General features: G+C 36.9%; 10 protein-coding genes. 6 read left to right on the top strand and 4 right to left on the bottom strand.

Annotation, left to right across the window (positions count from 1 at the left end; translation table 11 throughout):
* Window positions 1-179 precede the first annotated feature (179 nt).
* The 3 genes from yegD (at window position 180) to BTA34_RS07405 (ending at window position 3,322) form a co-directional block, all read left to right on the top strand.
* Window positions 180-1,532: a molecular chaperone gene (yegD, locus tag BTA34_RS07415; RefSeq protein WP_151435097.1), complete on the top strand. Its 1,353-nt coding sequence runs from the start codon at window positions 180-182 to the stop codon at window positions 1,530-1,532.
* Window positions 1,533-1,860: 328 nt separating this feature from the next.
* Window positions 1,861-2,886: a threonine aldolase family protein gene (locus BTA34_RS07410; protein WP_151435096.1), complete on the top strand. Its 1,026-nt coding sequence runs from the start codon at window positions 1,861-1,863 to the stop codon at window positions 2,884-2,886.
* 172 nt (window positions 2,887-3,058) lie between these two features.
* On the top strand, window positions 3,059-3,322 hold the full coding sequence (locus tag BTA34_RS07405; protein ID WP_151435095.1) for a DUF3811 domain-containing protein: 264 nt from the start codon (window positions 3,059-3,061) through the stop codon (window positions 3,320-3,322).
* 113 nt (window positions 3,323-3,435) lie between these two features.
* Here the strand turns inward: BTA34_RS07405 and xylB are convergent, their stop codons facing one another.
* From xylB to BTA34_RS07385, 4 genes are all read right to left on the bottom strand, one after another.
* A complete protein-coding gene (gene xylB / locus BTA34_RS07400) occupies window positions 3,436-4,890 on the bottom strand; it encodes a xylulokinase (protein WP_151435094.1) in 1,455 nt (484 codons plus the stop codon).
* A gap of 72 nt (window positions 4,891-4,962) precedes the next feature.
* Window positions 4,963-6,279: a xylose isomerase gene (gene xylA / locus BTA34_RS07395; RefSeq protein ID WP_151435093.1), complete on the bottom strand. Its 1,317-nt coding sequence runs from the start codon at window positions 6,277-6,279 to the stop codon at window positions 4,963-4,965.
* A gap of 10 nt (window positions 6,280-6,289) precedes the next feature.
* On the bottom strand, window positions 6,290-7,765 hold the full coding sequence (nhaC, locus tag BTA34_RS07390; RefSeq protein WP_088495624.1) for a Na+/H+ antiporter NhaC: 1,476 nt from the start codon (window positions 7,763-7,765) through the stop codon (window positions 6,290-6,292).
* A gap of 6 nt (window positions 7,766-7,771) precedes the next feature.
* On the bottom strand, window positions 7,772-8,941 hold the full coding sequence (locus BTA34_RS07385) for a MalY/PatB family protein (protein WP_151435092.1): 1,170 nt from the start codon (window positions 8,939-8,941) through the stop codon (window positions 7,772-7,774).
* A gap of 188 nt (window positions 8,942-9,129) precedes the next feature.
* Between BTA34_RS07385 and BTA34_RS07380 the strand changes: the two genes are divergently transcribed.
* The 3 genes from BTA34_RS07380 (at window position 9,130) to BTA34_RS07370 (ending at window position 12,745) form a co-directional block, all read left to right on the top strand.
* Window positions 9,130-10,296 (top strand): XylR family transcriptional regulator, encoded by a 1,167-nt coding sequence (locus tag BTA34_RS07380; RefSeq protein ID WP_151435091.1) that lies wholly within the window; start codon window positions 9,130-9,132, stop codon window positions 10,294-10,296.
* A 235-nt stretch (window positions 10,297-10,531) separates the two neighbouring features.
* Entirely contained in the window at window positions 10,532-10,819 is a 288-nt protein-coding gene (locus tag BTA34_RS07375; protein ID WP_151435090.1) for a DUF3892 domain-containing protein, read from the top strand.
* 72 nt (window positions 10,820-10,891) lie between these two features.
* Window positions 10,892-12,745, top strand: coding sequence for an NERD domain-containing protein/DEAD/DEAH box helicase (locus tag BTA34_RS07370; RefSeq protein ID WP_151435089.1), 1,854 nt, complete (start codon window positions 10,892-10,894; stop codon window positions 12,743-12,745).
* Window positions 12,746-12,832 lie beyond the last annotated feature (87 nt).

Raw genomic sequence — 12,832 nt, 5'->3', positions numbered from 1 at the left:
AAACCTTTTAGGTGATTTTACAACCATTATTAATATCATTTCAGGCATTATAAGCCTCTAATATGCTGCATGACTTCACTTATTTTCTCTCTTTTTAGCCACATAATCTGGTGGTAATTACAAAAAGCTTGATGTAGAGTGCTCAGTCTTTTTTTAATGAAGTCTATTGGGGAGGCTGAATGTTTATTGGCTTTGACTACGGAACATCAAATTGTTCTGTTGCAATTATGAAAGAGGGAAAACCGACTCTTTTGCCTTTAGAAGGTAATGATGTGTATATTCCATCAACCCTTTGTGCGCCAACCCGTGAATCTGTTTCTGAGCACTTATTTCGCCATTTAAATATTAAACCTTCCAGTGAAGTTGGCGAACAATTACTAAGAAAGTCGATCGCGTTTAATCGAGAAGAAGATATTGAATTAGTTCCTGAAGATATTCTCTTCGGACAATCTGCATTAAGTTTATACCTACGTGATCCTCGTGATGTCTATTACGTTAAATCACCTAAATCCTTCTTAGGTGCTTCAGGGCTACATGATATACAAATTAGCTTCTTTGAAGATTTAGTTTGCGCCATGATGGCAAATATTAAGCACCAAGCAGAAAAAAGCACACAAGAAGCGATCACAGATACCGTTATCGGCAAACCTATTAACTTTAATGGGTTAGGTGGCGATGCTTCAAATAGGCAAGCTGAAAGTATTCTTATCCGTGCAGCTAAAAGAGCTGGCTTTAAGAATATTATGTTTGAATTTGAACCTGTTGCTGCCGGGCTTGAATATGAATCGACGTTAACTAAAGACCAAACTGTATTAGTCGTTGATATTGGGGGTGGTACAACTGACTGCTCATTAATTCAAATGGGGCCAAGTTATCAAGGCAAAACCGACCGTTCAAACACATTACTTGCCCATAGTGGACAACGTGTTGGTGGTAATGATCTTGATATTTACCTTGCTTTTAAACAGCTTATGCCTTTATTTGGTATGACAGGATTAACGTCTTCAGGTATTAAATTACCGCTGAAACAGTTTTGGGACCCTATTGCGATTAATAATGTAGAAGCACAAAAAGAATTTTATTCTCGTCAAAACCTTGCTGTATTAAATCAGCTAAGACGGGATGCAAAAGAGCCTGAAAAAATAACGCGCCTTATTGAAGTCTATAATGAAACATTAGGTTACAGCATTGTTCGTCGTGCTGAAGAAGCTAAAATCGCTTTATCAGATTCTCCTGAGTATATTGCTAATATCGCATTATTAAGTGAAACCTTAGAATTAACCATTGAACGCGATCAGATGGTTGAATCTATTGAATCGCCAAAAAGTAAAATGATTGAATTGGTTAATGATGCGGTAAAACAAGGGGGAATAAAACCGGACGCTATCTTTATGACTGGAGGTTCGGCACGTTCGCCTATTTTATGCCAAGCAATAGAACAACAGTTACCCAATGTTCCTATTGTTAAAGGTAATGACTTTGGCTCTGTCACCGCCGGATTGGCGCGTTGGGGCGAGGTTTGTTTTAAATAATTAATATCAAATAATGGGTTTTAAATAACCGGCATTTTCAATATATTAAAACGCTTTACATTCAATCTTTGTATTGATTAGATGTGGGGCGTTTCTCTTTATAAACACGATAAAAACACAGCACTCGATCCAAATACATTAAAAACACTTCACATTTGATATTATATTGTTTAGGTAATAGGCTTTTTTTCTGTTTAAATCACGATAAAAACAAAAAACCACAACAAAACACATTAATATTTCTTTACATTTAATCATTATATTGATTAGATGTGAGGCGTTTTTTGTATAAAACACGATAAAAATACAATATTCGACAGGAGAACACATGTACCGCTTCCAAAATGATTATAATGAAATTGCACATCCTACGGTTATTAAGGCAATCACTGATACAGTTGGGCAACGCTATGATGGATATGGGATGGATGCGCTTTGTCATCAAGCTACGCAATTAATAAAACAGCGTATTCAACAACCTGATGCGGATATTCACTTTTTTAATGGTGGCACCATTACAAATTTAACCGCTATCTCTCATTTTTTACGTCCATACCAAGCTGTTATTTCTGTCAGTACTGGGCATATTGCGACACATGAAACCGGTGCCATTGAAGCAACAGGACATAAAGTTATCACTACATTTTCGGCTGATGGCAAATTAACACCTGCGCTATTAAAACCCATTCTTGCTGAGCATAATGATGAACATGGGGTTCAACCTAAACTTGTTTATATAACGAATGCCACAGAAATTGGTACGGTTTATCGTAAAGATGAGTTACAAGCGCTACGTAACTTCTGTAACGAGCATAATTTGTGGTTATATCTTGATGGCGCCCGTTTAGCAGCCGGATTAATGTCTGCGCAAAGTGATCTAACTATCGAAGATATCGCCAACTTAACCGATGCTTTTTATATTGGAGGCACTAAAATCGGTGCAATGTCAGCTGAAACGCTAGTAATTTGTCATCCAGCATTAAAATCTGATTTCCGTTTTAGCTTAAAACAAAAGGGTGGATTACAAGCGAAAGGTTGGTTATTAGGCGCGCAATTTGAAGCTTTATTTAAAGATGATCTCTATTTTAAATTAGGCAAACACCTTAATGAAATGGCGTCACAATTAGCCGCATTCTTTACTACACAAGGTTTTGAGTTTTTAGCGCCACCGGAATCTAACCAAGTTTTTGTTATTTTACCAAACACAATTGCAGAAAAATTAACACAGCAGTTTGTTTTTCATCGTGTTTTACTTGAAGATCCTAATTTGAGTTGTTTACGTCTTTGTACTTCTTGGGCAACAACACAGCAAGACATTGATGAATTTAAAACAGCATTTCTTCAATTAGTTTAAAATTTCAGTCTATATTCAGCTCTTATTTTTATGCATTACACGCTTATTAAGTGTGTAATGCATTTTCGATATAATCAGAATTTAATTACCTTAAATCTAAACATAATGATGGAGAGGTGCATTAATAATGTTATATTAATACTTCCTCTCTCAACATAGGTAGGGTAAAAGAATGAAGAAATTGACACTCCAAGAGATGACAGATGCCCAACAAATGCGAGTAAAAACCAGAATAGGTCAAGAGAGAAAGAAATTAGGGCGTGAATTAACCAATGCTGAAATGAGTAAAGTCAAAGACTCCATTATTACCGAAATCTCCCTCGAAGTTGAAAAAGCCACCAAAAAAGCACAAGCCCTCAAGAAAAAACAGAAATTAGCCCCTAGTGATGAAACCTACAGTTGGTCAGCCAAAAACCATACTCGGGGATATCGTTAATTTTTTGCCTTGCTAATTAATTCGATGACTAGCAAGGAGTTACCTAAACACAAAAAAATAGCGCCAATCCTTTAAAGATGGCGCTATTTTTCCCTGATGTTGACGCAATATTGCTATATTTCCATTGTTTCAATTAATGAATATAGCTTTTTAAAAGCATGATATTTTTTTTCGTATTTTTTGTGTTTTTCTAAATTAGGTGCATGACGTTTTTCAAGCTTAGGTTGAGAAAGAATAACCTGTGATGAATGAGCAGGGTTTACCGCTAATTGTGCGAGTCTTGCTGCACCAAGTGCAGGGCCGACATCACCGCCTTGACGATAATCGAGGGTTTTTCCTGTAATGTCTGCCAGAAGTTGTCGCCAATATTCACTTCTAGCACCACCACCAATTAATGTAATATTATCAGCTAATTGCCCCGCATTTTCTGCAACTTCAATCCCTTGTCGTAACGCAAAACTTACACCTTCAAGAACCGCTTGGCATAAGTCAGCCCGTTGATGCTCATGGGTTAATCCCCAAAAGACACCTTTCGCATTAGGGTTGTTATATGGTGTCCGTTCACCTGAAAGATAAGGTAAAAACAGGAGAGGGCTATCAGCAAAAGTCGCGTGTTCCACTTCTTCAAACATCGCACCTACATCTTCGATCCCTGTTAATTGGCACACCCAATCAAGACATGATGCAGCACTTAGCATCACTGACATTAAATGCCAAGTCTTGGGTAATGCATGACAAAAGCTGTGTACTGCATTATCACTATTTTGGAGAAACTTTTCGCTAACAACAAAATAAACACCCGAAGTACCTAAAGAGAGCATCGCTTGGCCAGGTTGATAAACACCAACACCAATTGCACCCGCGGCATTATCGCCACCACCCGCAATAATAGGGACTTGTTTCATCTGCCATTTTTTAGCGATATCAGCCAATAGATAGCCTGTTATTTGATTACCTTCAAACAATGTAGGCATTTGGCGACGCGTTAATCCTGTCGCATTTAAAAGCTCTTCACTCCAATCTCGCTTTTGCATGTCTAACCAAAGCGTGCCAGCTGAATCTGACATATCACTGGCGAAATTACCGCTCATCTTCCAACGTAAAAAATCTTTAGGTAATAAAACATGTGCAATGCGTTGAAAAACTTCAGGCTCCTGTTCAGCAACCCATTGTAGTTTTGGTGCCGTAAAGCCGGGCATAACTAAGTTACCCGTGATTTTTTTAAACTGAGGATATTGCGCCTCAAGCACTTGGCACTGCTTAAAACTACGACCATCGTTCCATAAGATTGCAGGACGTAGCACCGCTTGTTGAGCATCAAGTAAAACGGCGCCATGCATCTGACCGCTTAATCCAATCGCTTCGATTTTATCCATAGGATAACTGCGTCCAAGCTGAAGAATAGCGTCTTGCGTGGCTTGCCACCATTGCAGTGGATCTTGTTCTGACCATTGAGGGTGAGGGCGTGATATTGCTAAAGAAACAGAATGACTGGCAACAACGTCACCTTGCTCATTCATGATGATCGCTTTAACGCTTGAAGTGCCTAAATCTAGCCCTAAATACATAAAGTTACCTCATGACCTATATCTAATTAATAGACACAGCGGAAAACCCGCTGTGTTATTACATTTATGCAATTAACCAAAAATATAGCGATTCACTAAACTTTCGAGCATTTCTTGGCGTCCACTTTGTAACTGTGGCGCTAATGTATTGTTTTGTGCATATTTCGCCACATCTTCAAGGCTATATTTACCTTGTAAGATATTTTGACCAAACTCTGCACTCCAGCCTGAATAACGCTGTGCCGTAAATTTATCAAGACCACCATCTTGGATCATTCTTGCTGCAATGCGTAATGCCATTGCCATTGTATCCATTCCTGAAATATGCCCATAGAAAAGGTCATATTTATCATTACTTTGACGACGAACTTTAGCATCAAAGTTTAACCCACCCGTTGTAAATCCACCTGATTTAAGAATTTCATACATCACAAGTGCATTTTCTTCTACGCTATTTGGGAATTGGTCTGTATCCCAACCTAATTGTGGATCGCCACGGTTAGCATCAACAGAGCCTAAAATCCCTAACGCAATGGCAGTCGCAATTTCATGATGGAAGCTATGTCCTGCTAATGTTGCGTGGTTGGCTTCAATGTTTACTTTGACTTCTTTTTCAAGACCAAACTGTTTTAAGAAACCATAAACAGTCGCAGTATCATAGTCATACTGGTGTTTTGTCGGCTCTTGTGGTTTGGGTTCAATCAGTAATGTACCTTGGAAACCAATTTTATGTTTGTGTTCAACAACCATCTGCATAAAACGGCCAATTTGCTCTCTTTCTTGGCGTAAATCTGTATTTAACAGTGTTTCATAGCCTTCACGTCCGCCCCATAATACATAGTTTTCGCCACCCAGTATTTTTGTCGCTTTCATCGCTTCACAGACTTGTGTCGCGGCCCATGCAAAAACGTCAGGATCTGGATTGGTTGCTGCACCTGCACCATAACGAGGATTAGTGAAGCAGTTTGCTGTTCCCCATAATAACTTAACGTTGGTTTCTTCTTGTTTTTTCGCTAATACATCAGTGATTGCCGCCATATTAGAGATATATTCATTGATGTTATTACCTTCAGAAATAACATCGACATCATGAAAACAGTAGAAAGGAACATTGAGTTTATGAAAGAACTCAAAGGCTACATCGGCTTTGCGTTTTGCTTGTTCTAAGGCTTCACCCGGAGTTTGCCACGGTCTATCAAAAGTACCGATACCGAACATATCAGAACCATTCCAACAGAAATTATGCCAATAACAAGCCGCAAATCTTAGGTGATCTTCCATTCGTTTACCTAAAATAATCTCATCAGGATTATAGTAACGAAACGCTAATGGGTTATCGCTTGTTGTGCCTTCATATTGAATTTGTTCAATTTTATCAAAGTAAGACATGGAACCGTCCTTATTTAGTATCAAGTTGTAATTCTGAATGTGATTCAAGCTCAGCAGTCATCTCTTCCTGCTCTTCTGGTGTTAATTTGGCAATGCCAAAGCCCGTGAAACCCCACAGCATGGCAAAGAAGATGCCACTCCAGCACAATACAGCCCAAGGTAAGTAACTTAAGGTTGCAACACCTAACGTACCTGCCATATAAGCGCCTGCAGCTGTCCACGGTAAAATAGGTTCAAAGATAGTGGCGGAGTCTTCTACGGTACGAGCTAGGTTTTTAGGGTGTAAACCTCGTTCGATGTAGGCACCGCGTAACATTTCGATAGGAATAAGGATTGAGATTTGTCCATTACAGGTCACGCCAATCATGGTTAGCCCGCAAGCAATTGTGGCTAAGATCATAGAGCCTGTTGAGTGAACCATTTTTAACAATGCATGGACAATCACCTCTAATGCACCACTTAACGATAAAGTACCAGCAAAAGAGAGGGCGCAGAAACAGATAAGCAGGGTGCTCATCATTGAGTTCATGCCACCACGATTTAATAAGTTACCTAATAATTCAGGGACTTCTTTACCTTGGATCATCGAGACATTAAAGCCATCAACTGCACTTTTTACGATGTCATGTAATCCAAAACCTTGAATAAGATAGGCGTTAAACATCGCGATTGCAGCAGAAGCTAACATCACTGGGATTGTGGGTTTCTTCGTTACTGAACCATATAAAATCACTAATACAGGAATGAGAAGGATCAGATTGAAGTTATAAACACTCTCAAGACCATTTGTAATTAATGTCACTTTTTCTGGCACACCTTGACCGGCTAAATCACCATTCATGCCATAAACCGTCATTACAATCGCGGTTAAAATCAGAGAAGGTAGCGTGGTATAAAGTAAGTGCCAGATATGCTGATAAAGGTCGATCCTCGCTGCCATTGCAGCAAGATTGGTATCACCTGATAATGGTGATAATTTGTCACCAAAATAAGCACCCGCAACGACGGCACCAGCGGTTGCAGCAAGGTTAGCATCCATACCGACGGCAACGCCCATAAAGGCAACACCGATGGTTCCCGCAGAACCCCATGACGTTCCCGTACAGACTGACACTAATGATGTAACCAATAATGCCGTAACATAAAGCATTTCTGGGCTGATCATTTTTAAGCCGTAATAGATCATCAGTGGAATGGTGCCACCAATCATCCATGTGCCTATTAATAAGCCCACGCTGATTAAAATTAACAATGCGGGCATGGTTTTAGCAATTTTTTGTGAAATTGCCGTTAAGATCTCGTCATAGCGATATCCTAATCGTTTTACTAATAGCGCTGCTACAACTGTGGATAGCACCATTAAAGGCTCTGGTGGTAAATCAAAAGCAGCGTAGCCTCCACCTAATAGCACCACCATGGTGAATATAGGAAAGAGTGATTCGAGTAATGTAGGTGTTCTCGGGCTGTTTATCGTTTGCGTTTTCATTGTAATTTATTCCAAACTGGCGTGAGGTAAGGTACGAATAAGCCGAGTGAAAACGGTTTCTAATATTGAACGAGGTGTCGCGATATTAATGCGGAAAAAACCATCCCCAACCGCACCAAAACCACGCCCCCAACTCATTTCCACTTCAGCTAATGAAACAAACCAATGTTTTAGTTGTTCTTCAGATAACTGCATTTTTTGGTAGTTGATCCATAGCATGTAGGTGCCATGACTTTGAGTGATAACCCAATCAGGAAAGCAACGTTCACATTGTTCTTTTACCCAACGTCGGTTATCAGCAAGGTACGTTTTTAATTCACCAACCCATTGTTGGCCTTGTAAGGTATAAGCTTGTAAAAAAGCGGGAACTGAAAAATAGCCAGGATTATGAATACCCGCAGCAATTAAGCATTGCTTGAATTTTTCACGATATTCAGGATTGGCAATAACTATATTCGCAACTTCAAGACCTGCTAAATTGAATGTTTTAGCGGGAGAAGTACAAATAAAAGAGTGTTGTTCTACATAAGTATTTACTGATGAAATAGGGTGATAAGTTGCGTCATCAAAAACAAAATCGGCATGCACATCATCAGAAATAATAAAAACCTGATATTTTTGTGCAAGTTCCGCTATTTTTAATAAATCACTTTTTTGCCATACTGTTCCTGTTGGATTATGCGGTGATAGCAAAATAAAGCAGACAGACTGTTTAAACTTATTTTCCAAGTCATCAAAATCAATTTCATAATAGCCGTCACGATAAATCAGCGGGCTTTCTAATAGTTCACGTTGATTGACACAAACAGCATTACTAATAGGATGATAAGCGGGAGATAACGTTGTCACTTTATCGCCCATTTGCGTAAAGTTCTGAATATAAAGTGAAACAGCCTGAATAATACGAGGGCAAAAGACAATTGTCTCAGGGGCAACAACCCACTGATATTGCGTTTTAAACCAATTAGCAGCAACATTATTCCAATCATGGCTCAGGTCTGTATAGCCATAAATGCCTTTAAGATTAAATTGGGTAAGTTCATTAATAATAAAATCAGGCGCAGGAATATCCATATCTGCAACAGATAACGGGATAACATTGGCATTACTATTACACCATTTTGCGCTATAGGTATTTTGCCTAGAAATTAATTTATTAAAGTTATTCTGATACATGAGAAATCTCCTCGGCAATCGGGTTTAAAAACAAAATACCTGTTGTAATTAACATTGGTTATTCCTATTTTTTACTTTGCCATTACGAAATTTGGCTTGTGTGATAGTAGTCACATAGCAATGAAAGCAAGTTCTTACAAAATTAAAGCTGTGGTTTAATGCCAAACGAGAAAACTAGGTAGCGTAAAATGAAAAAAGATAAATACTTTCGTATTGTGCTGTTATTCAATGCTAATAAAGTGTATGACCGACAAGTTGTTGAAGGTGTTGGAGAATATCTTCAGGCATCACAGTGCCATTGGGATGTATTTATTGAAGAGGATTTTCGTACTCGGCTTGATAATATAAACCATTGGGTTTGTGACGGTATTATTGCAGATTTTGATGATCCAATTATTGCAAAACATTTAAGCCAATTACCATTAGCAGTTATTGGTGTGGGTGGCTCTTATCATCAAGAAGAAAATTATCCATCTGTACCTTATATCGCCACAGATAATTATGAATTAGTCCAGCAAGCTTTTTTACATTTAAAGCAAAAGGGGCTAAAACACTTTGCTTTTTATGGCTTGCCAGCAAAAGATCATCCTCATTGGTCTAATGAACGAGAGCATGCATTTCGTCAATTAGTCACCAGTGAAAAATATCCAGGTATTGTTTATAACGGCATGGATATTACCCAAGAAAATTGGCAACATGCGCAAAACCGTTTATCCGATTGGATACAAACCTTGCCCCCACAAACAGGTATTATTGCGGTAACAGATGCAAGGGCGCGCCATTTATTGCAAGTTTGCGATAATTTAAATATTAATGTGCCTGAAGAGATCAGCATTATTGGTATTGATGATGAAGATATGACGCGTTATTTATCTCGTATTGCATTATCTTCTGTTGTTCAAGGTTCACGACAAATGGGATATTTAGCTGCGAAGTTGTTGCATCAAACGCTGGAAGGGCATGTCACAGAGAAACCGCAAAGAATATTAGTGCCACCGGTTAAAATTGTTGAGCGCCGTTCAACAGATTTCCATTCATTTAACGATCCTACCGTTGTACAGGCTATGCATTATATTTATTACAATGCTTGCAAGGGAATAAAAACAGAGCAAGTTTTAGATGCGGTTAATATGTCGCGTTCTAATTTAGAACAGCGGTTTAAAAAGGAAATTGGCAAAACAATTCATACCGTTATTTATGAAGAAAAGCTCAAACGCGCTCAAAATTTATTAGCCACCACAACACTGGCGATACAAGAAATATCTGTGATGTGTGGCTATCCATCACTGCAATATTTTTACTCTATCTTTAAAAAAGAATTTGGTATGACACCGAAAGAGTTTAGGGATGAGTGAGGATAATATTATAATTTCTTTATAAAATAATTAATATTGTTAATTATTATCACATCCTAGATCACAATATTGTGAATATTAGTGATTATACCTATATAAATAAATATTATTCCTATCTTATTAAATTTCATTACTTTTTTTAAAAAAAACACTAAAGCACATCAGTTTCCAATCAGTTGATTTAATTTTATTAAAGTGTATTAATTATTTATATTAAAAAAACGAGGGTAATGAGATGACAGATTTTTATATTATTGCTATTAAAATGGATGCTGGAAATCAACATATCGAATATGTAAAAACTAACCAAAATGGTAAATTAATAAGTGATTCCACAATCAACTCTAGACAATTTATTGCTGAGCTTATCAATAAAAATCTAGCAACTTTTCAAACCGCTATTCAAGATAGAAATGGTGACTGGCGCAGTGGTGCTACAGTTCGTGTTATAGATAGCATTTATCTTACAACCGATCCGAATGGCACAAAGCGTGATAATTTAGGTAATTTACCAAAATTTTAAAGATAATAAGGTGATATTATTAATTGTTATCACCTTATTAATAATTAATTTAATACAAAGAATGAGAGCTGAATGTTACGCTTTATCTCACCACCAATATCTGAACTCCATAAATTACGACAACCATTAACTCATGGTGAAAAAAAAGTTTTTGAATTTTTTAATAAATATTTACCATTAGAATGGGAAATTTATATTCAACCTCACCTCAATGGACTACGACCTGATTTTGTATTACTTAATCCAAAAGTTGGCATTGCTGTATTTGAAGTTAAAGATTGGAATTTCACTTCAATGACCTATTTCATTGAGATGAAAGAAAATCACATCCCGGTATTATTGGCCCAAAAAGAAGGTGTGACATTTTCCAAACAAAGAGAAAACCCAGTAGAGCAAGTTTATAGCTATAAACAAGAATTATTTAATCTTTATTGTCCTCGTTTAGAAAAAAATGCTGGTTTGGCTGTTATTACAGCAGGAGTAATATTTCCATTTGCAGATGATAAATATGTAAGAGATTTATTTAAGCAAAATCTTAAATTTAGAGGCATGGAAAAGTTTCCTAGCTATAATCCAATTTCTGGTATGAATGCATTAAAAAATGGTGATATCTACACTGTTTTTCCAGAGGCAAAGAGAACATCCTCAAAATTAATGAATATGGATACTTATAAGGATATTAGAAATTGGTTAATTGAACCTGATTTTTCAGAAATGCAAAGAAAACCAATTATATTGGACAAAATACAACAATATTTAGCAACAACAAGAACACCATCTGGTTATCGCAGAATACGTGGCGCTGCAGGAACAGGAAAATCATTAGTACTCGCGGCTAGAGCTGCTGAATTATTAAGTGAAAATAAAAAAATCTTAGTTATTACATATAATATTACTTTAATGCACTACTTGCAGGATATTGCTGTACGATATTCAAAATCAAAAAGAAAGGAGCGTTCTGATATTGTTTGGCTTAATTTTCATCATTGGTGTAAACGCATGTGTGAGCAGTTAGGCTATACACAAGAATACGATGATTTATGGAAAAATGATAACCTAGAAAATTTTTTAAAATATTCTTTACCCTCTTTAATTAATACTATATTAGATAAAGAAGATGATGAGTCTATAAAATATGATGCCGTATTAGTTGATGAAGGGCAGGATTTTTTACCTAATTGGTGGTCCGTATTACGCAAAGTCTGCAAACCTACAGGAGAAATGCTTTTAGTTGCTGATATAACCCAAGATATCTATGATACTGCCAAATCTTGGACTGATGAATCAATGAAAGGTGCTGGCTTTAGCGGAAATTGGGCTGAACTCAATATCAGTTATCGTTTACCTTTATTAACAATAGAAATAGCAAGGGACTTTGCTAATCGCTTTTTACCTAAAGAATTAGCACTTTTACCTGAAAATAGTCAATTTGGTATGGAGCTTGAACCTTGTTATTTGAAATGGGTTCAAGTGGATTCTAATAATGAAGATACTATTTGTTGTTCTGAATTATTTTTATTATTGACTACAGGGATACCTGAAACACTTGCGGTCTCAGATATCACTTTTTTATGTGCTTCTAAAGAATTTGGTTTAAAAGTTGTCGAAAAATTAAATAATAAAGGTATTAGTGTTGTTCATACTTATGCTAATGATAATAAAGAATCAAGGCGTCAAAAAATGGGATTTTATATGGGTGATTCTCGAATAAAAGCAACCACGTTACATAGTTTTAAAGGATGGGAGTCGAGAGCTTTAGTAATATTTGTCGATAATGACAATTTAACCCCAAAAACATTAGCATTAATATATACAGGTCTAACAAGACTTAAAAGACACCCTGATGGTAGTTGTCTAACTATAGTTTCCAAATCACCTGAACTTATTGAATATGGAAAAACGTGGCCTTTTTTTGAAAGAAAATAGCATAACTTATAAAAATAAAGAGCATTTCTTAATTATATTAACAAGAAGTGCTCTTTAATTATCACACAATAAATATATTATATTTTT

The sequence above is a fragment of the Proteus sp. CD3 genome (assembly GCF_008808075.1).
GTDB lineage: Bacteria > Pseudomonadota > Gammaproteobacteria > Enterobacterales > Enterobacteriaceae > Proteus > Proteus appendicitidis.
This window is presented reverse-complemented; position numbering and strand designations above follow the sequence as displayed.